At 38.1% G+C, this 24,175-nt stretch carries 23 protein-coding genes and 2 tRNA genes; 19 read left to right on the forward strand and 6 right to left on the reverse strand.

Annotated features, from left to right (window positions below; all coding sequences use genetic code 11):
• Positions 1 to 5 precede the first annotated feature (5 nt).
• Positions 6 to 434, reverse strand: a complete 429-nt coding sequence (locus ABZP31_RS00245; RefSeq protein WP_005017405.1) for a low molecular weight protein-tyrosine-phosphatase — start codon at positions 432 to 434, stop codon at positions 6 to 8.
• 2 nt (positions 435 to 436) lie between these two features.
• The gene (locus tag ABZP31_RS00250; protein WP_248134714.1) at positions 437 to 1,516 is read right to left on the reverse strand and encodes a polysaccharide biosynthesis/export family protein; all 1,080 of its coding nucleotides are present in this window, start codon (positions 1,514 to 1,516) and stop codon (positions 437 to 439) included.
• A 362-nt stretch (positions 1,517 to 1,878) separates the two neighbouring features.
• Between ABZP31_RS00250 and tviB the strand changes: the two genes are divergently transcribed.
• The 16 genes from tviB to galE all read left to right on the forward strand — a co-directional run bounded on the left by tviB (position 1,879) and on the right by galE (position 19,274).
• Positions 1,879 to 3,156: a Vi polysaccharide biosynthesis UDP-N-acetylglucosamine C-6 dehydrogenase TviB gene (tviB, locus tag ABZP31_RS00255; protein ID WP_367156855.1), complete on the forward strand. Its 1,278-nt coding sequence runs from the start codon at positions 1,879 to 1,881 to the stop codon at positions 3,154 to 3,156.
• 21 nt (positions 3,157 to 3,177) lie between these two features.
• Positions 3,178 to 4,203 (forward strand): NAD-dependent epimerase/dehydratase family protein, encoded by a 1,026-nt coding sequence (locus ABZP31_RS00260; RefSeq protein ID WP_367156856.1) that lies wholly within the window; start codon positions 3,178 to 3,180, stop codon positions 4,201 to 4,203.
• Positions 4,200 to 5,378, forward strand: coding sequence for an oligosaccharide flippase family protein (locus ABZP31_RS00265; RefSeq protein WP_367156857.1), 1,179 nt, complete (start codon positions 4,200 to 4,202; stop codon positions 5,376 to 5,378). Before ABZP31_RS00260 ends, ABZP31_RS00265 begins: the two co-directional genes overlap by 4 nt.
• Positions 5,372 to 5,974: an acyltransferase gene (locus tag ABZP31_RS00270; RefSeq protein ID WP_367156858.1), complete on the forward strand. Its 603-nt coding sequence runs from the start codon at positions 5,372 to 5,374 to the stop codon at positions 5,972 to 5,974. The genes ABZP31_RS00265 and ABZP31_RS00270 overlap by 7 nt, the downstream gene beginning before the upstream one ends.
• Entirely contained in the window at positions 5,971 to 6,504 is a 534-nt protein-coding gene (locus ABZP31_RS00275; protein ID WP_367156859.1) for a DapH/DapD/GlmU-related protein, read from the forward strand. Before ABZP31_RS00270 ends, ABZP31_RS00275 begins: the two co-directional genes overlap by 4 nt.
• Positions 6,488 to 7,606: a glycosyltransferase gene (locus tag ABZP31_RS00280; RefSeq protein ID WP_367156860.1), complete on the forward strand. Its 1,119-nt coding sequence runs from the start codon at positions 6,488 to 6,490 to the stop codon at positions 7,604 to 7,606. The genes ABZP31_RS00275 and ABZP31_RS00280 overlap by 17 nt, the downstream gene beginning before the upstream one ends.
• Complete coding sequence (locus ABZP31_RS00285; protein ID WP_367156861.1) at positions 7,606 to 8,751, forward strand: hypothetical protein; 1,146 nt, start codon at positions 7,606 to 7,608, stop codon at positions 8,749 to 8,751. Before ABZP31_RS00280 ends, ABZP31_RS00285 begins: the two co-directional genes overlap by 1 nt.
• Before the next feature lie 4 nt (positions 8,752 to 8,755).
• Positions 8,756 to 9,898 carry a glycosyltransferase family 4 protein gene (locus ABZP31_RS00290; protein ID WP_367156862.1) on the forward strand — a complete coding sequence of 381 codons (1,143 nt, stop codon included), beginning with the start codon at positions 8,756 to 8,758 and terminating at the stop codon, positions 9,896 to 9,898.
• Entirely contained in the window at positions 9,899 to 10,513 is a 615-nt protein-coding gene (locus ABZP31_RS00295) for a sugar transferase (RefSeq protein ID WP_367156863.1), read from the forward strand. It abuts the gene before it with no gap.
• Complete coding sequence (locus ABZP31_RS00300; RefSeq protein WP_367156864.1) at positions 10,503 to 11,165, forward strand: acetyltransferase; 663 nt, start codon at positions 10,503 to 10,505, stop codon at positions 11,163 to 11,165. The genes ABZP31_RS00295 and ABZP31_RS00300 overlap by 11 nt, the downstream gene beginning before the upstream one ends.
• A 41-nt stretch (positions 11,166 to 11,206) precedes the next feature.
• A complete protein-coding gene (locus tag ABZP31_RS00305) occupies positions 11,207 to 12,382 on the forward strand; it encodes a DegT/DnrJ/EryC1/StrS family aminotransferase (protein WP_367156865.1) in 1,176 nt (391 codons plus the stop codon).
• Positions 12,383 to 12,542: 160 nt separating this feature from the next.
• Positions 12,543 to 14,417 (forward strand): nucleoside-diphosphate sugar epimerase/dehydratase, encoded by a 1,875-nt coding sequence (locus ABZP31_RS00310; RefSeq protein ID WP_005404727.1) that lies wholly within the window; start codon positions 12,543 to 12,545, stop codon positions 14,415 to 14,417.
• A 14-nt stretch (positions 14,418 to 14,431) separates the two neighbouring features.
• Positions 14,432 to 15,310, forward strand: coding sequence for a UTP--glucose-1-phosphate uridylyltransferase GalU (galU, locus tag ABZP31_RS00315; RefSeq protein WP_005404728.1), 879 nt, complete (start codon positions 14,432 to 14,434; stop codon positions 15,308 to 15,310).
• Between the two features lie 13 nt (positions 15,311 to 15,323).
• A complete protein-coding gene (locus ABZP31_RS00320; protein ID WP_005017373.1) occupies positions 15,324 to 16,589 on the forward strand; it encodes a UDP binding domain-containing protein in 1,266 nt (421 codons plus the stop codon).
• Positions 16,586 to 18,262, forward strand: a complete 1,677-nt coding sequence (pgi, locus tag ABZP31_RS00325; RefSeq protein ID WP_262463260.1) for a glucose-6-phosphate isomerase — start codon at positions 16,586 to 16,588, stop codon at positions 18,260 to 18,262. Before ABZP31_RS00320 ends, pgi begins: the two co-directional genes overlap by 4 nt.
• Positions 18,255 to 19,274, forward strand: a complete 1,020-nt coding sequence (gene galE, locus ABZP31_RS00330; RefSeq protein ID WP_034680081.1) for a UDP-glucose 4-epimerase GalE — start codon at positions 18,255 to 18,257, stop codon at positions 19,272 to 19,274. The genes pgi and galE overlap by 8 nt, the downstream gene beginning before the upstream one ends.
• Positions 19,275 to 19,319: 45 nt before the next feature.
• Here galE and ABZP31_RS00335 read toward each other — a convergent pair whose 3' ends face one another.
• The 3 genes from ABZP31_RS00335 to ABZP31_RS00345 form a co-directional block, all read right to left on the reverse strand.
• Positions 19,320 to 20,693 (reverse strand): phosphomannomutase CpsG, encoded by a 1,374-nt coding sequence (locus tag ABZP31_RS00335; RefSeq protein ID WP_174498981.1) that lies wholly within the window; start codon positions 20,691 to 20,693, stop codon positions 19,320 to 19,322.
• 486 nt (positions 20,694 to 21,179) lie between these two features.
• Positions 21,180 to 21,255: transfer RNA gene (locus ABZP31_RS00340), tRNA-Gly, on the reverse strand.
• A gap of 39 nt (positions 21,256 to 21,294) precedes the next feature.
• Positions 21,295 to 21,370, reverse strand: a tRNA-Gly gene (locus ABZP31_RS00345).
• A 271-nt stretch (positions 21,371 to 21,641) separates the two neighbouring features.
• Here ABZP31_RS00345 and ABZP31_RS00350 point away from each other — a divergent pair.
• The 3 genes from ABZP31_RS00350 to ABZP31_RS00360 all read left to right on the forward strand — a co-directional run bounded on the left by ABZP31_RS00350 (position 21,642) and on the right by ABZP31_RS00360 (position 22,947).
• On the forward strand, positions 21,642 to 21,950 hold the full coding sequence (locus ABZP31_RS00350) for a BolA family transcriptional regulator (protein WP_005017362.1): 309 nt from the start codon (positions 21,642 to 21,644) through the stop codon (positions 21,948 to 21,950).
• An 18-nt stretch (positions 21,951 to 21,968) separates the two neighbouring features.
• Positions 21,969 to 22,358, forward strand: a complete 390-nt coding sequence (locus ABZP31_RS00355; protein WP_005405841.1) for a SirB2 family protein — start codon at positions 21,969 to 21,971, stop codon at positions 22,356 to 22,358.
• A gap of 196 nt (positions 22,359 to 22,554) precedes the next feature.
• A complete protein-coding gene (locus ABZP31_RS00360; protein ID WP_151828879.1) occupies positions 22,555 to 22,947 on the forward strand; it encodes a hypothetical protein in 393 nt (130 codons plus the stop codon).
• Between the two features lie 395 nt (positions 22,948 to 23,342).
• Here the strand turns inward: ABZP31_RS00360 and ABZP31_RS00365 are convergent, their stop codons facing one another.
• On the reverse strand, positions 23,343 to 23,993 hold the full coding sequence (locus ABZP31_RS00365; RefSeq protein WP_005017356.1) for a DedA family protein: 651 nt from the start codon (positions 23,991 to 23,993) through the stop codon (positions 23,343 to 23,345).
• Between the last annotated feature and the right edge of the window lie 182 nt (positions 23,994 to 24,175).

Genomic DNA, 24,175 nt, shown 5'->3' on the forward strand with positions numbered 1-24,175 from the left:
AAAAGTTAAATATATTTTTTCCAGTCCGCAATACAGCTTTGAATCAGTTCACAGGTTTCATCAAATACCTGCTGATCATGCTGATAAGGATCTGGTACATTTTTATTCTGCCAGTGACCTAGCCGAAAGGTTTTTCCTTTAGCAAAAGGCCAACTCTGTTCAATATGTTTTTGCTGATTCTGACTCATGACCAGTACAAGATCAGCTTTTTTAATTAACTCGGCATTTAATTTTTTGGCAATATGCGATTGCATATCCATACCTAAGCGCTGCATACAAAGCTGAGCTTTCTCATCTGCTGTATGACCTGTTAAACCAGAAATTCCAGCTGATTCAATATGAAGCTCTGGGAATTCTTGCTTTAAAAAATACTCCGCCATTGGACTGCGGCAGATATTTCCGATACACACAACCAGAATATTCTTAATAGCCATTATTAGTTACCTAAACGATCAAAACTATAAATAGCATTAGAGAATGGAACAATCTGTCCAATGACACGTTGCCAGCGAGTTAAGCCAGTCGAGTCAATATAGACGACATCGTTATTACGCATTTTAAACTGATTGGCTAGTCCGAAATCACCTATATTACTTAAATCAAGATGATAAAGCTCTGTACTTCGATCATTAAGATTCGTACGTAAAACATAAATACGTCCTGCACTTGCTGAAAGTGGATTAATGCCCTGACTTTCACCTAGCACATCACCTAAGCTCATACCCTGGTCACGTATAGATAATGCCTGATTTTTACCTGCTTCTCCCATCACATATATTTTTTGATTTTCTCGAGTACTGACGTAGATGGTATCATTAGGTTGCAGAATTAAATTATGTAGTGACATTCCTGCACGTTCTAACTCAATAATATTTAAGTCATATGTCATACCATTACGAATAAGCTGCACGTAGGTATTACTGGTGTTTTCTGCGGCCCCACCTGACATACTTAAGGCATTGTAGAGCGTCATGGGTTGATCATTTAAGTTGATTTGTCCAGACTTTTCAACATTTCCAAAAATTGAAATATGTTTTCCTTGGTAAGATATTACACGTGCAATGACATCAGGATTTTTTAAATAACGAGAAAGTTGGGAACGAAGTTCTTGGTTAACTTTGACTAAACTTTTACCTGCGGCTTTATAGCGTCCAATCATGGGAAAATGTATATATCCACTTTGATCAATCTGATAACCATTTGTGGGATCGGTACTGTTCCCGCTAATTTCTGGATAAGCCCACAGTTGTATGGAAAGAACATCTCCTGGACTTAATAAATAAGTATGTGGACTATTTTGAAACAAGTGGGCATAGTCACGTTGAAAATTGACCGTAGCTGGTTGAATAGCGGATAAATTATCTTGTGTAATTTTTACAATATTCAATGGTGTACCAAGCTCAGTCTGATACACCCCTTCTTCTGGCAAATTATAAGTTTGAAAACCTGAAGTAATCGCACATCCTGTAGAACCGAGGCCGAAACCCAATAAAAAAAGAGCTTGGTAAAATTTCACGCTTGACCCTTATATATTTATCTCTAATTTGTTTAATTCAATGAACAATATAAAATTGATACTCAATGCGCAGAAATCTTAACTGAAAAAAACATGGAATACACTAGAAGAATTTCTTGGTTTGTATAGTTTGTATAAATTTGTGTACTTGTCAGAATAATGTAATTTAAAAATTTTATATATAAATATATTTATTTTTAAATTTTTTATATAAAACAAAAGATAACAGAAATAAACAAAATGACTTTTAATGAAGAAATTCTATTAAAATTTTTCTGTTATATTACTGTCCCTTAATGACTTGCTAAGTTTTTCTATTACAGAAACTGTTGATTTTAACATATAAGGATAAAGGCTGTTCTATGTTGCAACTCCCTGAATTAAAAATAGCAATTATAGGCCTAGGCTACGTGGGTTTACCTCTGGCGGTAGAGTTTGGTAAAAAAGTGCCAGTAACCGGTTTCGATATTCACCAGAGACGTATTGATGAGCTAAAAGTAGGGCAAGATCATACTTTAGAAGTCTCTCCGGAAGAGCTTAAGCAAGCGACCCGACTCACTTATACTGCACAACTTGAAGATTTAAAAGACTGTAATTTTTATATTGTTACAGTACCTACCCCAATCGATGACTTTAAACAGCCTGATTTAACTCCTCTAATTAAAGCTTCTACCAGTATTGGCCAGGTGCTCAAAAAAGGCGATATCGTAGTATACGAGTCAACCGTATATCCGGGCGCGACTGAAGAAGCCTGTATTCCAGTACTGGAGCAAGTATCCGGACTTAAGTTTAACCAGGACTTTTTTGCAGGTTATAGTCCAGAGCGTATTAACCCGGGCGATAAACAGCACCGAGTCACTAATATCCTAAAAATTACTTCAGGCTCTACACCACAAGTCGCCGAATTTGTAGATCAGGTCTATAACCTGATTATTGAAGCGGGTACTCATAAGGCACCAAGTATTAAAGTGGCTGAAGCGGCAAAAGTCATTGAGAATACCCAGCGTGATGTCAATATTGCACTGATTAATGAGCTGGCGCTGATTTTTAATAAAATGGGTATTGATACTGAAGAGGTATTAAAGGCTGCCGGTACCAAATGGAACTTTCTGCCTTTTCGTCCAGGCCTGGTTGGTGGGCATTGTATTGGTGTTGATCCGTACTATTTAACCCATAAAGCACAGTCTATAGGCTATCATCCTGAAATTATTTTGGCAGGCCGCCGTTTAAATGATGCAATGGGTGCATATGTGGTAACGCAGCTGGTCAAACAAATGATCAGAAAGAAAATACAGGTTGAAGGCTCAAAAGTATTGGTACTTGGTTTAAGTTTTAAGGAAAACTGTCCGGATATCCGTAATACTAAGATTATCGATATCATCAATGAGCTAAAAGAATACCAGATTGAAGTTGATATCTATGACCCATGGGTAGATATTAGCGAAGCACAACATGAATATAATGTTACACCCATAAAGACACTTCAAGATTCAACTTATGATGGAGTAATTCTGGCGGTTGCACATGAAGAATTTAAAGTCATGGGCGCAAATAAAATTCGTAAGTTAGGTAAAGCGAACCATGTACTGTATGACCTGAAGTATGTACTTGACCAGTCTAAAGTAGATATCCGTCTGTAATAATAAAGAGAAAAGAAAAGTATGAGCCAATATTATCAAGTATGCGAGCAGCTAAAACAGAACCCTAAAACTTGGCTGATTACCGGAGTGGCCGGTTTTATTGGCTCTAATCTTTTAGAAACTTTATTAAAACTGGAGCAGCGCGTTGTTGGTCTGGATAACTTTGCAACAGGCCACCAGTATAATCTGGATGAAGTACAATCACTAGTCACAGCAGAGCAGTGGAATAACTTTACATTTATACAGGGTGACATACGTAATCTGGAAGACTGTCAAAATGCCTGTACTAATGTAGACTATGTACTGCATCAAGCTGCTTTAGGATCGGTGCCACGTTCAATTGCGGACCCAATTATGACCAATAGTGCCAATATAACCGGGTTTCTAAATATGTTGGTGGCTGCCCGGGATGCTCGGGTTTCAAGTTTTACTTATGCAGCCAGCAGTTCAACTTATGGTGATCACCCGGCATTACCGAAAGTGGAAGAGAATATCGGGAAACCCCTTTCACCATATGCTGTTACCAAATATGTAAATGAGCTATATGCAGAAGTATTTGCTCGTACTTACGGGTTTAAGAGTATTGGGTTGCGCTACTTTAATGTATTTGGCAAGCGCCAAGACCCTAATGGTGCCTATGCAGCTGTTATTCCAAAATGGACAGCGGCTATGATCGCAGGGGATAATGTATATATTAATGGTGATGGTGAAACCAGTCGTGATTTCTGCTTTATTGAAAACACGGTTCAGGCCAATATTCTAGCTGCTACCACTCAAAATGATGAAGCTAAAAATCAAGTTTATAATGTGGCAGTCGGTGACCGTACTACATTAAATGATTTATTTAATGCTATTAAAGCTGCGCTAAATGAAAATGGCATAACGTACACGAAAAAGTCTATATATCGTGATTTCCGCGAAGGGGATGTTCGACATTCACAAGCAAGTATAGAAAAAATTCAAAGCTTATTAGGTTATAAGCCAACCGAAAGAATCAGCCAAGGAATTATGTTGGCTATGAAATGGTATGTTAATAGTCTGAAATGAAATTTAAATTATTAATTAATAAATATAAATCTATTGGTTTTGTTACTTTTAGTCTTTTGTTAGGTGCAATAATTACTTTTATTGCACTTCCTTTTTTAACACGTTTATATTCAGTCCATGATTTTGGGCAATATGGAGTGGCATTAGCAATAGTCAGTGTCCTCTCTACTGTTGCTAATTTACGTTTAGATCAGGCACAATTAGTAGCTAGCAATAGTGATCAAAAAAAATTGATTTTCGAAGCTTTTATTTTTTCACTGATTCTGTGCTTAATTATTGGATTTTTACTAAATTTTTTTCTGACTTTACGTATGGTATTAGCCATTTGTTTTGGTGTATTTTTAAATAGTTTATTTCAAAGTTTTTATAATTATAATTTTTCATGTGAGATGGAAAAATTTTGTGCTATTTTAAATATTTTAAGAAGTTTTATAGTTGTTATTGTACAGTTAACTTTACCTTTATTTTTATCTGTAAATTTAATTGAAAGTTATACAGTTAGTTCAATTTTAATGATTATCCTTATATTGGTTTATATTTTATATAATAAAATTTATACGATAAGTTTCAATACCTATAAAAATTACAAAGATTTTATATACTCTAATACTCCGCATGCACTTTTAAACAGCTTTTCACATAATTTACCCTATTATGCAGTTTCTAGTTTTTTAGGCTATAATATAACTGGATATTACTCAATTGTTGAACGTACATTAAGGTTACCTATTAACTTAATGTCTCAAACTATAAGACAATTTTATATAAGACAATTTCATACTAAAAATGATGTTAATGAAGCTTTAAAAAGTACGATATTATTAAGTATAGTGTCTTTTCCATTTTTCTGTATTTTTTTTATTTTACCAGAAAAATTTTATATTTTTATTTTCGGAAATGAATGGCTAGGTATTTCAAAATATTTCAAAATATTAACATTAGGGTATTGGGCAATTTTTTTTAATCCTCCTATTTCTGGATACTTAATAGCGAACAGAAAAAGTAGTATTTTATTAAAGCTTCAATTTTATGAATTACTAATAAAAATTTCATTATTTTTTATAGGATTTATTCTTTTTGAGAATAAAGATTATATTTTATATATTATTCCATTGAGCTTAATCTTTTATAATTTATCTATTTTATTAGCAGTAATTAGGATGAAGAAATGTTAATTTTAAAGTTAATTTTACTATACCAAAAAATCTTATATATTTTAAGGACACAGTTTTTTAGTTTTATTTTTAAAACCAAGTTTAAGAAAGTAGGTTTAGGATCTAAGTTTGAAATTTATGGAAAGGTTTATTTTGATGAAAATATAACAATAGATGATAATGTCAAAATTATAGTTGAGAAAGGTGCTTCTTTGATTATAGGTAAAAATACATTTATAGGAGAAAATGTTTATATAAAATGTTATGGGGGAAAGATAGAAATAGGTAGTAATGTTAGTATTAATTCTAAATCATTCTTAAATGGAGCAGGTGATTTATACATTGGTAATAATACTAGAATTGGTACTCAGTCAATTATGATATCTAGTAATCATAATTTTAAAAATTCCAATATACTCATGAGAGAACAAGGTATAACTAGAAAGGGTATCTATGTGGGTGAAAATATATGGTTTGGTGCAAGAGTTACGGTTTTAGACAATGTAAATATCTTAGACGACACAGTAATTGGGGCAGGAGCAGTGGTAAGTAAATCTATAACAGAAAAGGGGGTGTATGTAGGAGTTCCTGCTAAGAAAAGGGAGAATGGATTGTGAAAAATTTATTTAAAATACTTATAGATTTATTTATATATATTCGCTTAGGTAGTATTGGCTATGCGAGAAAAAAAGGAGTTACAATTGGTGAAAATTGTCGAATTTATATTAAATCATGGGGATCAGAACCTTTCCTAATAAAAATTGGTAATAATGTTACTATTACTTCTGGAGTGAGATTAATTACCCATGATGGTAGTGTAGGGTTATATGAAAAAGATGGTTATAGATATCAATATTATAAAAATATTGAGATTGGGGATAATGTGTTTATAGGCGTCAATTCAATAGTCATGCCAGGAGTGAAAGTAGGTAGTAATGTAATTGTTGGTGCAGGTAGTATCGTAACAAAAAATATAGAATCAAATACAGTCGTAGCGGGAAATCCTGCAAAATATATTTGCAGTTATACAGATTATGAAGCAAAAGTGAGAGACAGAGCAATAACAGAGAAAGAATTAAAAGGCTATAAAAGTTATTATGATAAGGTTATAAAAGCTATTGAGTTGTGTGATGGAAAGAAAGATTAAAAGGTATTTATTTGTTAGCCCTACTGCTGTTTTAGGAGGAGCCGAACGCGTTATGTTTAACTTAATGTTTAGTCTGCTTGAAGATGGACATATAGTTATATTTATCTGTATGTCGAGAGGTAAACAGTCAGGATGGGATGAACTTTTAAAATATAAAAATTTCTATCCATATTTTAAAGAATATCCTTCTGAGAAGACATCTGTACTCCCTTTTATAAAATTTATATATAAAATAAGCCGTGAACAAGATATTCATCTTACCTTTTCATCTCATACTCATATTAATGGCCTTCTAAGTTTTTTAAGAAAAATTAAAATTTTAAGTACAGAATATTTAGTTTCTAGAGAGTCAACAGTTATTTTTGATAGATTCTTTGGTGTTTGGCGCTATATTTTTTTATTTATATATAAGTTTATGTATGGGAAGCAAGACCTTTTAATTAGTCAAACTGACTATATGCAATCACAATTAATTAAAAGCTTAAGAAAAGCTCCATGTGAAAAAATAAAAGTATTAGATAATCCTGTAAATTTTAATTATATCAATTTAAAGTTGAATGAAAATAATACTCTAGAATATAATTTAACTAAGAAAATCATAGTTGGATGCGGTCGATTTATTTCATTGAAGAAATTCGATAATTTAATATTAGCATTTTCTCAGATGAAACAAAGAGAAAACTATATTCTTGTTTTAATTGGAGATGGACCTGAGCGTTCTAATTATGAAAAAATTGTTAATGATAACTATCTCAATGAAAGTGTTATTTTTACAGGAAAAATTTTAAATCCATTGTCACTATTTGCTATTTCCGATATTGGTATAATTTCATCTGAAATAGAAGGATTTCCTAATGTTTTACTAGAAATGATGGCATCAGGTACAAAAAAAATTATTTCTACTCCTTGTAGCCCTAGTGTTATGAAGTTACCAAATATATATATGACAAAAAGTTGTAGTGTAGAAGATATTTTATTCACCTTAAATAAGTTAACTGTATGTAACGAGTCAAACTATCTAGTATATAAAAACTATATAAAAGATTATCGAAGCTCAGATATATATATTAAAAATATATACAGTGAATTAGGTGATTTATAATGAATTTTATACCAATAGATAATTATATATGGTCTCCGATTTTATTTATTTTTTTTCTTATCTTATCTTTAAAACTAGGGTATTTTTTTAAACTGAATTATAAAACTAGTTTAATACTTTATTTATGGCATACTATATTTTGTTTACTATACTTTTGGTTTGCATTAACTTTTGGAGCAGATTCAAACAAATATTATTTTAGAGCTTTAAATGATCCTTTTGTTGAATTAAATTTAGGTACATCCTTTATTGTATTACTTACAAGGTTTCTTCATAATTTTCTAAGTCTAGGATTTTTTGATCAGTTTCTTATTCATGGGTTTATTGGCTATGTAGGTTTACTTGCATTTGCAGGTGCAATAAGACAGGCTATTTGGAATAAAACAAAATCTCTAAAGCTATTAGGTTGGCTTTTAGTATTTTTGCCTTCTGTAAGTTTTTGGACTTCAGGCCTTGGAAAAGACGCAATCTCCTTTATGAGTATAGGATTAGCTTTATGGGCTGCACTTGACTTTAAAAATAAAAAATTTCTATTATTTTTTGCAATTTTATGCATGTTTATTGTAAGACCTCATATTGCCGTTGTTATTTTAATTGCATTCATTTTTTCTTTAGTTTTTGATAAACGTATTAATATTTATTCTAAAGTATTTTTCGGTATATTTTCATTAACTGGAGCAGCAATTGTTTTGCCAATTATGCTTAATTATATTGGTTTAGAAGATGCAAACGATTTATCTGACGTAGACAGTTATGTTGATAAGAGACAGAATAGCAATTTAAGCGGTGGAAGCAGCCTGGACCTTACCTCTATGAGCTTACCTACCCAAATGGTGACTTATTTATTCCGGCCTTTACCTTTCGAAGCTTCCACAATATTTGCACTTTTAGCTTCCCTAGATAATGTTGTTTTACTGGTTTTAACAATTATGGGTTTATTTTCTTTTATTAGTAAGAATACTCCTTCAATAGAGTCTAATCGAATTTTTTTATGGGTTTATTTTTTTATTTGTTTATCTGTTCTAGCTATGACTACAGCCAATTTGGGTATTGCTATGAGACAGAAATGGATGTTTGTTCCAGTATTTATCTTCTTATTGCTTAGTATTATCGGATCTAAAACTAAAGAAAATATAAAGGTGTAATCCTTTGAAGTTCATCATTATTCCTAGCTTTCTGCCGTCTGTACTTAATTTTCGTGGAAAGTTACTCGAAGCGATTCATCAGCAAGGCTATGAAATCCATATTATTGCACCTAATCTGACTTCTTTTTCTGCCGAGCATGAAAAACTACTAAATTTAGGTTATTTCGTACATGAAGTTTCCATGCAGCGTACAGGTACCAATCCGGTAGCAGACTTAAAAACCTTAAGGTGTATGTATACGCTTATAAAGAAAATTAAACCTGATTATGTTCTATCTTATACGATCAAGCCTGTGATCTATGGAACACTCGCCGCATGGTTGGCAAAGGTCCCAAATCGATACACCCTAATTACCGGTCTAGGTTATGCATTTCAAAATGTAGAAACTCAGACTAAGCGTAGTGTTTTTCAGAAACTGGTTCATGGTTTATACCGGCAGGCATTGTCGCGCAGTCATAAGGCATTTTTCCAAAACCCGGATGACCTAAAACTTTTTCAGGATTTAAAGCTTTTAAATGCTCAAATACCCACAGTAGTAGTGAACGGTTCCGGGGTTAATGTTGCTGACTTTAATGTATTACCTTTACCTGTCACGGTTGATCAAAAAGTCAAAATATCCTTCTTGCTGATTGCACGTTTACTGGTAGATAAAGGTGTCCGTGAATATGCTGAAGCAGCAAAAATCATCAAACATAAATATCCATATGTAGAGTTTAATCTGGTGGGCTGGATTGATGAAAATCCGTCGGCCATTGGTCAGCCAGAACTAGATCAGTGGATTGCTAGTAATACATTAAAATACTGGGGAAAACTATCTGATGTTCGCCCTGCAATTGCAGAAAGCTCGGTTTATGTTTTGCCATCGTATCGTGAAGGCACACCCCGTACAGTCTTAGAGGCCATGGCAATGGGTCGGGCAATTATTACCACTGATGCGCCTGGTTGTCGTGAAACTGTTACCGATGGCGATAATGGATTTCTGGTTGAAGTAAAATCTGTGGAAAATTTAGTAAAAGCAATGGAAAAACTGATCGTTCAGCCAGAGCTTATTGCTCAAATGGGAAGACGCTCCCGAGAAATTGCACTTCATAAATACGATGTACATCAGGTAAACGCACATATGATGCAAGAAATGGGTTTAATCTAAATGTTAAAACGCTTTCTCGATATTATCATCGCTTCTATTGCCTTAATCCTGCTTTTACCGCTTTATGCCTTTGTGGCTTATAAAGTGAAAAAAAATCTTGGCTCACCTGTTCTTTTTCGACAGGTTCGCCCCGGCTTACATGGCAGGCCATTTGAAATGATCAAGTTTCGCACCATGAAGGATGCAATAGATGCAAATGGGCAGCCATTACCTGATAGTGAACGGTTAACACCCTTTGGAAGAATGTTACGTTCGAGTAGTCTCGATGAAATGCCAGAACTCTGGAACGTAATTAAAGGTGATATGAGTATTGTTGGGCCGCGCCCTCTACTGATGGAATACTTGCCTTTATACAATGAAGAACAGGCTAAACGTCATCAAGTGCGTCCGGGTATGACCGGTTATGCTCAGGTCAATGGCCGTAACGCGATTGGCTGGGATGAAAAGTTTAAACTCGATACCTGGTATGTCGAAAATCAGTCGATATGGCTCGACTTTAAAATCATGTTGAAAACAGTAAAAAAAGTACTTGCCAAAGATGATATTAGTGCAGAAGGTGAAGCAACGATGAGTAAATTCACAGGCAATTCTGTAAGGCACAATAATGACCAGTAATTCTGTTTATGCGATTTACGGCGCATCTGGATGTGGTCGTAGCTTGATGCCTGTGGCACGTGAATATTTAAAAACACAAAATATTCAGTCAGAAATTTATTTTATTGATGATAGTTTAAATCAGCAAGCTTTTATTAATCAGCATAAAGCAATGAATTATGAGAGCTTTAAGCAGTTAGCGGCACAGAACAAATATGTATTGATTGCAATTGCAAACAGCCTGATCCGTGAAAAGATTGCCCAGCGTTTATTACAGGACAATATTTCGCTTTGGAGTATTCAGGCATCTAATGTGATTATTATGGATCAGACAGAGATTGCTGAAGGCGCTGCACTGAGTCCCTTTGTCAGCATTACTTCTAATGTCAAAATTGGTAAATGTTTTCATGCAAACTTATACAGCTACGTAGAACATGACTGTGTAATTGGAGATTATGTGACTTTCGCGCCTGGCGTTAAGTGTAACGGTAATATTCATATTGAAGACCATGCCTATATTGGAACAGGTGCAGTAATTAAACAGGGTACACCAGACCGCCCTCTGGTCATTGGTAAAGGTGCTGTAGTGGGCATGGGGGCAGTAGTTACAAAAAGTGTACCTCCTGGCGTTACTGTCATTGGAAACCCGGCGCGTATACTTGAAAAGAAATAATTTTTTTACTTTTTTATTATCATTTAATTTTAGGTCGTACCATGCTAAATACTGCATTTGAACCATGGCCAAGCTTTACTCAAGAAGAAGCCAGTGCCGTCTCTCAAGTTTTGCTCTCCAATAAAGTCAATTACTGGACAGGCCAGGAATGCCGGGAATTTGAAAAAGAATTTGCACACTATACCGGCACCAAATATGCAATTGCACTCGCCAATGGTACGGTCGCACTTGATCTGGCATTAAAAGCTTTAGGTATCGGACCGGGGGATGACGTGATTGTCACCTCACGCACTTTTCTGGCCTCTGCCAGTTCAATTGTCACAGCCAGTGCTAATCCTATTTTTGCCGATGTCGAGCTGGATTCACAAAATATTTCCCGTGCTACGATTGAAGCTGTTTTAACATCAAATACCAAAGCAATTATCTGTGTGCATCTGGCGGGCTGGATGTGTGATATGGACCCTATCATGCAACTGGCTGCTGATAAAGGACTATATGTAATTGAAGACTGTGCGCAGGCACATGGTGCACAGTATAAAGGCCGGCCAGCCGGTTCCATCGGTCATATTGCGGCATGGTCATTCTGTCAGGATAAAATTATGTCCACAGGGGGTGAAGGCGGTATGGTCACTACCAATGATGAAGCGCTGTGGAAAAAAATGTGGTCTTATAAAGATCATGGCAAGAACTTTGACAGTATTTATCACAAGCAGCATCCACCAGGCTTTCGCTGGGTACATGATTCATTTGGAACCAACTGGCGCATGATGGAAATGCAGGCAGTCATTGGCCGGATCCAGTTAAAAAGAATGCCGGAATGGACCAGGAAGCGAACTGAACATGCTCAAAAAATTCTAGATACCTGTGCACAAAGTCAGTATTTTTCTGTACCGAATCTACCACCTGAGTTTATACATGCTTACTATAAATGCTATGTACAGGTGGAGCCAGAAAACCTGCCAAAAGGCTGGGACCGTGACCGGATCATGCAGGAAATTAATACCCTAGGCGTTCCGTGTTTTAGTGGTTCATGCTCAGAAGTGTATCTTGAACATGCATTTGATCATACACCATGGCGACCGGCTGAACGTCTTCCACAAGCAAAGCAGTTGGGCGAGACCAGCTTAATGTTTTTAGTGCATCCGACTTTAAGCACTGAAAATTTAGTTAAAACAGTTGAAGTGATTCAAAAAGTCATAAAAATGATGAATACCTGATCGTTGTTGAGGCCAATATGAAATTAACGCACATGTTGGCTCTTTTTTGTTTTCATATTTCATGTTTATTGTAGTACTCGGGTAAAAAATATTTATTTATCAAAAGCAAAGGCGTATAAAGATTTGCATTTGATGAAATAATTCATACTAGAAGATCATCGTGAAACAACTTATTTTTAAACTTGCATCAGCTCCCCGACTTATTAAACAGGGTTTTCTAGTCTTACTGGATCTAATTGTCTTTCCGGTACTCCTGTGGCTCTGTTATGCCATTCGCCAATTTGACTTGAGTGTTGAGGTAGTACCTGGCCTAGATCATGGCGCTTTCTTGGTAAGCATTATTGGAGTCATCTGTCTGGCAATCTGCGGTATTTACCGTTTTATTGTACGTACCTTCAATGAATTTTTTATGGTCAAGCTGGCACTTGCCATGCTGTTAATGATTGGCACACTTTATGCCTTGGCCTATTTTTCTCCTGCTTTTATCCCGATGTCTATTCCTTTTATGTTCGGCTTTATGATGTTTGGCTGGGTATGGTTTAGCCGGGCAATCATCCGTTTTGTCATTAAAGGTGCTTTACAATCTGGTTTGGGACGTAAACGTATTGCGATTTATGGAGCTGGTTATGCCGGCCAGCAGATTGCCGCAGCATTATTTCGTTCAGATGAACACTTACCTGTATTTTTTATAGATGATAAAGCAAACTTGCAGGGTCATATTGTTGGAGGCCTGTGTGTCTATTCTATTCAAAAGGCACTTGAGCTTCTTAAAAAATATCATATAGAAGAGATTTTAATTGCTATTCCTTCGGCTAGCCGGGTCCGTAAAAGCGAAATTATTAAACAGCTGGAACCGGCACGGCTTAAAATTACCGAGCTTCCAGGCCTGACTAAGCTGGTAGATGGTGATATTAAAATCGCCGATATCCGTGAAGTAGATATTATTGACCTGCTTGGCCGCGATCCTGTGCCGCCAATTGATCACCTTCTGGCTAAAAACATTCATAATAAGGTAGTTATGGTGACTGGGGCAGGTGGGTCAATCGGCTCGGAATTATGCCGCCAGATTATTAAAAACCAGCCTTTACGTCTGGTAATTTATGAATTAACCGAGTTTGCCCTGTACAGTATTGATAAAGAACTGCGACTGGCGACCCAATGCGAGATTATTCCAATTCTAGGGACCGTGCTCGACCAGCAGAAATTGGAACGGGTAATTGAACAGTACGCAGTACAGACGGTTTACCATGCTGCAGCCTATAAACATGTGCCACTGGTCGAATGTAACCCGATTGCCGGTCTTAAAAATAATGCGATTGGTACGGCCAATAGTCTGAATGCTGCCATTAAAAAGGCTGTAGAAACCTTTGTACTGATCTCAACCGACAAGGCAGTCCGCCCGACAAATGTAATGGGGGCATCCAAGCGCATGGCAGAGCTATACTGTCAGGCAATGGCAGAAGAACAGACCCAGACCCAGATCAGTATCGTGCGCTTCGGTAATGTATTGGGCTCATCTGGTTCAGTAGTACCTCTGTTTAAACAGCAGATTGCTAAAGGTGGTCCGATTACTGTGACCCATCCTGAGGTTACCCGTTATTTTATGACTATTCCTGAGGCTTCACAGCTGGTGATACAGGCCGGGGCACTCGGTACAGGTGGCGATGTATTTTTACTTGATATGGGGGAGCCGGTACGGATCCAGGATCTGGCACGGCAGATGGTATCTTTAAGTGGTTTAACAGTTCGTGAACAAGATACAACCGAAGGCGATATAGAGATTCGCTATAGTGGTCTGCGCCCAGGTGAAAAATTATATGAAGAATTGCTGATTGATCATGACAATACACAAATTACAGAACATAGCCGTATTTTAAGGTCATTTGAAAAACACTATACCTTTAGCGAGCTGTTACCTGTATTTGAACGTATTAATAACATGACAGCTATTCAGACTGATATTGACTGGGCACTTGGCCAGCTTGAATATTATGTTGATGGTTATAAACGCAGTGGACTTGTTTCAGTAAACTAAACTTTGGAAATAATATGCAGATTAAAAAAGCGATTCTTCCGGTAGCGGGACTGGGAACCCGCTTTTTACCCGCCAGTAAGTCTATTCCTAAAGAAATGGTAACTGTTGTTGACCGCCCGGCGATTGAATATGTGGTACGTGAAGCAGTAGAGGCTGGAATTGAAGAAATTATTCTGGTAACCCATGCGTCTAAGGGAGCTATTGAAAATTACTTTGACCGTAATTTTGAGCTCGAAACCACGTTAGAACAAAAAAAGAAGTTTGACCTGCTAAAAGAAATTACTGAAATTATTCCTTCTCATATTAGTGTTATTAGTGTACGCCAGCCACAGCCACTCGGGCTGGGTCATGCTGTGCTCTGTGCCAAAGCAGTAGTAGGGAATGAACCTTTTGCTGTTCTGTTACCTGATGTTCTGGTGAAAAATGAGAAAGGTATAAATGATCTGGCACAAATGATGCAGCGTTATGAGACTGCACAGGCTGCCCAGATCATGGTAGAGGCCGTACCGGATGAGCTGGTGGATCAGTACGGTATTGTTGAGGTCTCTCTTCTACCTGAAGCAGGGCAAAGTATAGCCATGCAGGGAATTGTTGAAAAACCTGCAGTTGGTACAGCGCCCTCTAATCTATCCGTGATTGGCCGCTATATTTTACCGGCAGAGATTATGCAGCTGCTTGAGCAGACGCCCAAGGGTGCCGGTAATGAAATTCAGTTAACGGATGCGATTGCGCTTCTACAGCAGAAACAGGCAGTAGAAGCTTACCGGATGCAGGGACAGACTTTTGATTGTGGTAGCAAGTTGGGTTACCTCAAGGCAGTGTTACATTATGGGGTTAATCATCCGCAGCTGGGTACAGACTTTAAGGCATTAATTCAGGAACTTAATTTTTAAAGCAGGAGGCACTATGAAAATTGCGGTATTTGGCGCAACCTTACAAGCCGCGGTAATGAGTGCTTTATGGGCAGAGACAGGCCACCAGGTCTACTGGTGTCAGGGACTCGAAGAAACCTGTGCACCAGGTCTTACCCTGGATACCCAGCTACTTGAGCTTCTGAGCCGGCAAAAACACTTGGGGAATTTAAAAGAGACCAGTTTAAGCAGTTTAAAAGAAGATATTGATGTCTATTTTTTTGGTTTTAATCCCTCCTGTTTTCAGGAAGCCTTAGATATTGTCCAGCATTTAAGCCGTCAACCCATTATCCACCCGAAATTAATGATCAATGGTTCTACTTTTGGTTTGAAGGGTACAGCTTCACTACAGAAAATTCTGGCTAAAGATGCCTGGGTTTACTTGCCTGACATGATTCAGGAGGGCAAGTCGGCCGAGAGTTTTACTCACTCACGTGAAGTCGTAATTGGTATTGATGAAAAATATTATGATTTTGCCCAAACCCAGACCCGTGAGCTGCTGAGACCATTTTTTCCGTTGAGCCAGCAGTATCTGTTCATGCCCATACTGGATGCAGAATTTACCAAGCTGAGTATTTCTGGCATGCTCGCCACCCGCATCAGCTATATGAATGACTTGGCCCAGGTCGCAGAAAAATTGCATATTGATATTGAAAATGTACGTTTGGGCCTAGGTGCTGACAGCCGGATTGGTTCAAGCTATTTACAACCGGGAGTCGGATTCGGGGGCGATAATTTCTCCAGGGATATTCTGACCCTGTCAGAAACTATGTCGAGTAGTGGTACCAACAGTCGCCTTTTACAGCAGGTCTGGGAGATTAACGAGCAGCAGAAGGAAATACTTTTCCGTAAATTATGGAATTATTACTGCTGTGACTTGCAAGGTAAAACGGTTGCAATCTGGGGTGCGGCTTTTAAGGAAAATACCAGCAGTACCATTAATTCTCCAGTGCATACCATGCTGGAAGCCTTATGGGCGCAGCAGGTCACTGTAAAACTGCATGACCCGGCTGCTCTACCAGATCTGGAAAACTATTATGGTAAGCGTGAAGACCTGATTCTCTGCCGTAATCCTTATGAAGCAGTACAGGATGCTCACGCCCTATGTCTGATGACAGCGTGGAAAGCCTACTGGAGTCCAGACTATTCCCGTTTAAAACAGTTAATGGCACATCCTATGATTCTGGATGGCCGTAATATTTATGACCCAGCTTATGTCAGAGCCCAAGGTTTTGCCTATGAAGGAGTGGGGCGCATATGAACCAGAATATACAACAGACATCAGAGTTTCCCAAAAATATGCCGGCCTATCAGAAGCTGGAACAGTTGGCTGAGGCACTCAAAGCCCAGCATTTAAATGATCTATTTAAGAATGAACCAGACCGCTTCAATGATTATTCTATTCATATTGAACAGTTGACCTTTGATTATAGCAAGCATCGGGTAAATCAGGATGTCATAGGACAGCTGGTAGCATTGGCTGAACAGCAGAAGTTACCGGAATGGATTCATGCATTATTTTCTGAGCAGGAAATTAATTACACCGAGCAGCGTGCAGCTATGCACTGGGCCTTGCGGTTGCCTGAAAATGAAGTAAAACATGCTGATCTGGCAGCACAGGTCCATGAACAGTTACAGCGTATGTATGGGTTGGTCGAGAAAATCCATGCTGGACAGTTCCGCGGCGCGACTGGTGAAGTAATACGGGATGTTGTAAATATTGGAGTAGGTGGATCAGATCTTGGTCCTCTGATGACCAGTTATGCATTAGGTGATTTCAAGGTTCAGAGCCGCAGATCTCTGGGGGTCCACTTTGTTTCCACAATTGATGGTAGTCAGCTATCAGATCTGCTGCATCAGTTACGTCCTGAAACCACCCTCTTTATTATTTCGTCAAAATCTTTTAGTACCATCGATACCCTGTCAAATGCCCAGACTGCACGGCAATGGCTAGAAAAAGAACTCGGCCAGCACCCCCATATTTTAAAAAGTCATTTTATTGGAGTCTCTACCAAGCCTGAAAAAATGACAGAATGGGGAATCGTACCTGAAAATCAGTTACTGTTATGGGAATGGGTCGGTGGACGCTATTCACTCTGGTCCTGTATTGGTCTACCGATTGCCCTAACCATTGGAATTGAAGGCTTCAAACAATTTTTGGGCGGTGCTTACACAGTAGACCGGCATTTCCAGGAAGCTCCACTACATAAAAATATTCCCGTATTGATGGCTTTACTCGGGGTATGGAACAGTAATTTTCTGGAAATACAGACCCATGCCATTTTGCCTTACGATGGCCGCCTGAAATATTTTGCCTCTTATTTGCAGCAACTGGAAATGGAGTCAAATGGCAAATCTGTACAGCGTAATAGCGAACGGGTAAATTATAATACCTGTCCTATTATCTGGGGTGAGGTAGGCCCAAATGCACAACATGCGTTTTACCAGTTGCTGCATCAGGGAACACAAGCGGTAAGTTGTGATTTTATTGCTCCAGTCAAGCGTTATAATGCTAACCAGTTTACCTATATCCAGAATGCTGAAGCCTTGGTAGAACAGCATCACCTTGCTCTGTCTAACTGTCTGGCGCAGTCGCGTTTGCTAGCATTTGGCAATGCAGCCCTGAATCAGGAAGAGTCCGCACAACTGCCGATCTATAAGCAGTATGAAGGTAATCAGCCAAGCAGTACCCTGCTGTTACAAGAACTTAATCCATTTAGTCTGGGAATGCTGATCGCACTCTATGAGCATAAAGTTTTTGTACAGTCAGTTATCTGGAATATTAACCCATTCGATCAATGGGGGGTGGAAAAGGGTAAGCAGATTGCCAATGAACTGCTTCCCATACTGAATCGTCAGCAGGAAAATATTTCTCAGCTGGATGCTTCTACTCAAGGTTTAATTAAAGTGTTATTAGGTCAATATTATGGCTAAAGTTTTAGTCACGGGTGGAGCAGGCTATATTGGCTCGCATACCTGTGTAGAGTTACTCCAAGCCGGACATGAAGTAATTGTGCTTGATAATTTAAGTAACAGTTCAGAAGAGGCTTTGCATCGAGTACAACAGCTCACACAAAAGTCACTGGTTTTTATTCAGGGTGACATACGAGACCATCAGGTGCTTGACCAGATATTTGATGAATATAAAATTGATGCCGTTATTCATTTTGCTGGACTGAAAGCAGTTGGGGAAAGCCAGCAGGTACCGCTGGTATATTTTGATAACAATATTGCAGGCAGTATAGCTCTGGTTCAGGCGATGCAGAAAGCTCAGGTATATCGGCTGGTATTTAGCTCGTCTGCTACAGTCTATGACGAAGCCAATATCTCTCCTTTAAAAGAAGAAATGCCAACAGGTATGCCAAGCAATAACTATGGCTACACCAAGCTAATGGTTGAGCAGATCTTAGAGAAACTTTCTATAGCGGATGAGCGGTGGTCTATTGCGTTATTAAGATATTTTAATCCGGTTGGGGCCCATCAAAGTGGTCAGATTGGTGAGGATCCACAAGGTATTCCAAACAATTTAATGCCGTATATTACCCAGGTAGCAGTGGGTCGCCGTGAAAAATTGTCGATCTATGGAAGTGATTATGATACGGTAGATGGTACGGGTATCCGTGATTATATACATGTGGTTGACTTGGCAAATGCCCATTTATGTGCCTTAAATAACCGTTTAAATTCACAGGGATGTCGTGCCTGGAATATCGGTACTGGTCAAGGATCTTCGGTATTACAGGTGAAAAATGCATTTGAGGCAGTGAATCAAGTCAAGATTCCATTTGAGTTTGCTCCTCGCCGTACAGGTGATGTTGCAATATCCTTTGCAAATAATTCGCGTGCAATGGCTGAATTGGGCTGGCAGCCACGATATACCTTGGAAGATATGTTAAAAGATAGCTGGAAATGGCAGCAGCAAAATCCGCAAGGTTATCATTCCTGAAAAGAAAAAACGGAGTCAATACTCCGTTTTTTATAATCTTTTATATTAACTTCCCTGAATAAGTGCGGTCAGTTCATCAATATAGTGCAGCATTGGTCGCGCAGTCCGTTCAGCTTGGATTTCAATATTCAGGCGTAGCAAAGGTTCAGTATTTGAAGCACGAACATTGAAACGCCATTCTCCAAAGTTCAGGCTGATCCCGTCAGTCTTATCAATTTGCGGTTGTTGTGATTGATAATGTGCCAAGATATTCTCAATCGTCTTTTGAGTATCTTCAACCTTAAAATTGATCTCACCACTACAAGGGAATTTTTCAATCATACGCTCAACCAGGCTCGATAGTGTTTGGCCGGTTTCTGACAGCAGGGCAATAATGAGTAACCATGGAATCATTCCACTATCACAGTAGGCAAAATCACGAAAATAATGGTGAGCACTCATTTCGCCGCCATACACAGCATTGTGTTCCCGCATAATATCTTTAATAAAAGCATGACCAGACTTGGACTGGACTGCAACACCATGGTACTGCTCGACAATATCTAGGGTATTCCATACCAGACGCGGATCATGCACAATTTTTTCACCCGACTGTTTAATCAAAAATGCTTGTGCCAGCAATCCGACAATATAATATCCTTCAATAAACTGCCCTTTTTCATCAAACAGGAAGCAGCGGTCAAAGTCGCCATCCCAAGCAATACCCAGGTCTGCCTGATGTTGCAGTACCGCTTGGCGGGTAACATCACGGTTTTCAACCAGAATCGGATTGGGAATACCATTCGGAAAATGCCCATTGGCCTCATGATGAATTTTAATGAACTCTACCGGTATATCTAAGGTCCGGAATTTAGTCTCAATAGCATCAATTACATGTCCGGCCGCACCGTTTCCGGCATTAACGACCAGTTTAAGCGGGCGAATCTTGCCGGGTTCGATATAATTCATCAGATGTTCAACAAACTCTGGCAGAATATTATAAGACTGGGTAGTTCCTGTTTTTTGTACCTGTGTAAAGTTTTCGCTCTCAGCTAAAGCCTGAATATCTTTTAAACCCGTATCTGCACTGATAGGGCGTGCATTTTCACGGACCAGTTTCATACCATTATAATCCATCGGATTATGACTGGCAGTAATCTCGATTCCACCTTGTACATTTAGATGGAAAGCCCCAAAGTAAACTTCTTCGGTTCCAGTCATACCCAGATCCAGTACATTAACGCCAGCATCATTTAGGCCGCGAATAGTGGCCTGTTTTAGAGATTCACTGCTAAGACGAATATCACACCCCACCACAACAGTCTGAGGCTGATAAATCTGTCCATAGGCACGGCCAATTTTATAAGCGATCTCTTCATTCAGCTCTGTTCCGAGCTTGCCACGGATGTCATAAGCTTTAAAGCAGTTAAGTACAGTCATGAGTGATGATCAATTTTTATAAAGATGGATCTTATTATAGACCCTCAAAAAGTTATTCTAAGTATCAATCACTTACGCTTACAAAAAATAAAGAACATAAAAGTAAATTAAACTTGAATATATAACCTGTCTTTAGCAGTTAAATCAAAACAGCATTATATAAAAATTAAAGATCTTACTTATCCATAATTCAGGTAGTTTTACCTGCTGCAGCTATATTCTTATTTTTTGGTAAGTCTTTATATTTATTATAGGGGTGGTGAACATTACTCATTTTACGAGTAGCACGGCTTCCTTGGCTAAAATGTTCTTATGACTGGTATGATTCTATACCCACAAATATATGACTTTATTAACAATGCGATTTTAAGGATAGCTTATTTTTAAACTTATAAATTTTGCTTTAGCTTTTTGATTTTAACTCAAAAACAATATATTCGATTAGCATTAAAAAGCCCCAAGTTCAACTTGAGGCTTTTTAGAATCTGGAGCGGGAAACGAGACTCGAACTCGCGACCCCAACCTTGGCAAGGTTGTGCTCTACCAACTGAGCTATTCCCGCATATTGAGCAGTTTTTATAAAAACTTGAACTAAAAAATCTGGAGCGGGAAACGAGACTCGAACTCGCGACCCCAACCTTGGCAAGGTTGTGCTCTACCAACTGAGCTATTCCCGCGTGCCGCTTATAATACATTATGGAAGATACCGGTCAACATTTTTCTACAGAATATTGAACTGATTGCATAAAATAAAATCATTTTAAGCCATTTAAATTCAATTTTTATCATCTTTTAGCCTGTTCGCCTTGCCATTTAGCACAAGGTAGTTGGTTTTATATCGAGGTATAACTATAAAAAGATGTAAAACATAAAGATTTTACTAAGGTAAGCTGGCTGAGGAACACGTATACTTCAATTCCACTCCAATAATCACTCAGAGGACTAGTTATGAGCCTAGAACAGCAACTGATTGAACGATTACAGACTTTGTCACCTACTCATCTTGAGGTAGTTAATGAATCTTCAAGTCATGGCGGTTATTTCCCGGGTAAAGAAACACACTTTAAAGTTATTATTGTCAGTGAGTCTTTTATTGGCCTGCGATTGGTACAGCGTCATCAGAAAATTTATGCTCTGACGGCAGATTTGATGAGTCCTGGCAATATCCATGCCTTGGCTATTCATGCTTATTTACCGACTGAATGGCCGGGAATTGCACCTGCAAGTCCTGAATGCGCCCATGCACCTAAAGTTTAACAAGAGTATAAATTATACATGGATACTCATCTATTCTTAAAAATTATACATATGAGCAGTGCCACACTAGCTCTGATTGTTTTTGTACTGCGTGGCCTGACCCTGTTTATCGGAACACAGGGCAACCAGCCAAACCCCATCGGACGTAAGATACTGGTCGCACTACAGCACTTATCCTTTAGCCTGATCATTTTAACAGGTATTATTTTATTAGTGATGAATCAGTTTATGGTACAGCCTTGGTTTTATGCCAAGATTATTCTGTTTATCGTTCTGTTTTCCTCGCTCATGAAGGCTTTCCGCAAGGATGATTCTATATTGTTAGTACAGCGTCGAGCCGGTTTGGCCATTGGTTTATTTGCTTTTATTGCCATTATTTTACTCGTGACCATTAAGCCAAACTTTTAGCACGCTATATACAGCTTGAGTAGCGGTGTGGTTAATTTATAGACTGGTTAAAGGAGCTCATTTCAGAGATTTTCTTTTTATTTAAATCAGCACGTATATATCCCATCTCATCACGAATTTCTTACTGAATATGATTTGACCTGGTGGGTAGACAGATTGTTTAATAAAGAAACAAGCTTTGAGTCCGGAATTCTCAATGAAAAGAATCTATTTATCTGTGGCTGCTGTATCGGCTTTGTTATTAAGTGCCTGTGCAACCCCTGTAAAACCCAGCTATGTTTCTCCCACTCAATATCAGGCATTAAACTGCCAGCAATTGCAGAGTGAATATAATCGTATTCAACAATATCTTGATCAGGGCGTAACACCTGCTACACGTACAGGTGTAGGTTTAGGTTTAGGAATTGGAGGTGGTTGGGGCAGCCGTGGCGGCTGGGGAATCGGGCCATCTGTTTCGGTAAATATGGGGCAGTCCTCAAATACAAAGCGGACTGAAACCGCGCGTCTTTTGGGTGAACAAGAAGCTATTGCACAAGCTGCCCAGTTTAAAAACTGTCCGATCCGGCTGGTTAAACGTGCTACCACCTAAGCTAAAATATTTATATAACTCTGCTTTTTAGTATGGGTATTGGAGAAAAAGGTTATAACTGACTGTGCCTCTATGGCTGCTATAAATTATCGGCTATATATCAAATTTAGGGTCTCGCTATTTTGAAGCAGAAAGCGATAGATCCTCAATATTATGATCGGTCATGATTTAGATATATTTATCCAGCTCAGGTTCTTGTTATAGAGTTGTCTATCTTCTAAAGATGTATGGCGGATATTGTACTATAGAACCGTTATAATTTTTTTTGAATACCTTGTTAATGTTAATTTTCTGAATTAAAGCAGATGTGTTCTTGAAACTAATATAGCCGATCATTTTAAAAGATCGGCTATATTTATAAGGTATAAATGATGATAAAAAAGTTGCAATAGCACTTAACTTTTTTCAGCCACTGTTCGTCTATTTATAATTTTTTGCCGGATAAAACCAATAATACCAGGCAGAATACTTAAAATAATAATACCGAAAATCAGATGGGTAAAATTATCTTTAACAATAGGCATGTTACCGAACAGATAACCTAATGCAATAAAAGATCCAACCCAGCAAAAGGCCCCAACAATATTATAACTTAGAAAATATTTATAGTTCATGCTACCGGCCCCTGCTACAAAGGGTGCAAAAGTCCGGGCAAAAGGAATAAAACGCGCAAAGATTACAGTTTTACCGCCATGCCGCTCGAAGAAACGCTGGGTTTTAAACAGATGTTCTTTATTGATAAAACGCGAGTTGATTTCAAAGACTTTGGGGCCCACCAACCGACCAATATGATAATTAAGTGTATCGCCCAGTACAGCAGCAATAAATAGCAAGATACCCAGCACCCATGGATCCATCATGCCGGTAGAAGCAGCAATTGCACCGGCTGCAAATAACAGGCTATCTCCGGGTAGGAAGGGCATGACGACCAGACCTGTTTCGACAAAAATAATCAGGAATAAAATTGCATAAATCCATATGCCATAATCGCGGACAAATTCGAGTAAATGCTGGTCAACGTGTAAGATAAAATCGAGGAGTTCCATGGGAAAAAACAAGCATACGGGGTGACCAAATCCTAGCAGTGCCTATGCTGAAAGTCAGCAGCAAAATATAAAAAAATACATTTATATAGGGAGTTCAAAAATATCAATAAACTCTTGAGGAAAGAGAAGAGTCATTCAATATAAATCCCTGAAAAACAGGTAAAGTACTATTTTCTGTTTTT

Source organism: Acinetobacter sp. FL (assembly GCF_040744925.1).
Taxonomy (GTDB): Bacteria; Pseudomonadota; Gammaproteobacteria; order Pseudomonadales; family Moraxellaceae; genus Acinetobacter; species Acinetobacter radioresistens.

Excerpts from the sequence above, each read along its gene's own strand:
- ABZP31_RS00245 (WP_005017405.1), bottom strand. The coding sequence starts at position 434 with ATGGCTATTAAGAATATTCTGGTTGTGTGTATCGGAAATATCTGCCGC.
- tviB (WP_367156855.1), top strand. The coding sequence starts at position 1,879 with ATGTTGCAACTCCCTGAATTAAAAATAGCAATTATAGGCCTAGGCTAC.
- ABZP31_RS00260 (WP_367156856.1), top strand. The coding sequence starts at position 3,178 with ATGAGCCAATATTATCAAGTATGCGAGCAGCTAAAACAGAACCCTAAA.
- ABZP31_RS00265 (WP_367156857.1), top strand. The coding sequence starts at position 4,200 with ATGAAATTTAAATTATTAATTAATAAATATAAATCTATTGGTTTTGTT.
- ABZP31_RS00270 (WP_367156858.1), top strand. The coding sequence starts at position 5,372 with ATGTTAATTTTAAAGTTAATTTTACTATACCAAAAAATCTTATATATT.
- ABZP31_RS00280 (WP_367156860.1), top strand. The coding sequence starts at position 6,488 with ATGGAAAGAAAGATTAAAAGGTATTTATTTGTTAGCCCTACTGCTGTT.
- ABZP31_RS00285 (WP_367156861.1), top strand. The coding sequence starts at position 7,606 with ATGAATTTTATACCAATAGATAATTATATATGGTCTCCGATTTTATTT.
- ABZP31_RS00295 (WP_367156863.1), top strand. The coding sequence starts at position 9,899 with ATGTTAAAACGCTTTCTCGATATTATCATCGCTTCTATTGCCTTAATC.
- ABZP31_RS00300 (WP_367156864.1), top strand. The coding sequence starts at position 10,503 with ATGACCAGTAATTCTGTTTATGCGATTTACGGCGCATCTGGATGTGGT.
- ABZP31_RS00305 (WP_367156865.1), top strand. The coding sequence starts at position 11,207 with ATGCTAAATACTGCATTTGAACCATGGCCAAGCTTTACTCAAGAAGAA.
- galU (WP_005404728.1), top strand. The coding sequence starts at position 14,432 with ATGCAGATTAAAAAAGCGATTCTTCCGGTAGCGGGACTGGGAACCCGC.
- ABZP31_RS00320 (WP_005017373.1), top strand. The coding sequence starts at position 15,324 with ATGAAAATTGCGGTATTTGGCGCAACCTTACAAGCCGCGGTAATGAGT.
- pgi (WP_262463260.1), top strand. The coding sequence starts at position 16,586 with ATGAACCAGAATATACAACAGACATCAGAGTTTCCCAAAAATATGCCG.
- galE (WP_034680081.1), top strand. The coding sequence starts at position 18,255 with ATGGCTAAAGTTTTAGTCACGGGTGGAGCAGGCTATATTGGCTCGCAT.
- ABZP31_RS00335 (WP_174498981.1), bottom strand. The coding sequence starts at position 20,693 with ATGACTGTACTTAACTGCTTTAAAGCTTATGACATCCGTGGCAAGCTC.
- ABZP31_RS00350 (WP_005017362.1), top strand. The coding sequence starts at position 21,642 with ATGAGCCTAGAACAGCAACTGATTGAACGATTACAGACTTTGTCACCT.
- ABZP31_RS00355 (WP_005405841.1), top strand. The coding sequence starts at position 21,969 with ATGGATACTCATCTATTCTTAAAAATTATACATATGAGCAGTGCCACA.
- ABZP31_RS00360 (WP_151828879.1), top strand. The coding sequence starts at position 22,555 with ATGAAAAGAATCTATTTATCTGTGGCTGCTGTATCGGCTTTGTTATTA.
- ABZP31_RS00365 (WP_005017356.1), bottom strand. The coding sequence starts at position 23,993 with ATGGAACTCCTCGATTTTATCTTACACGTTGACCAGCATTTACTCGAA.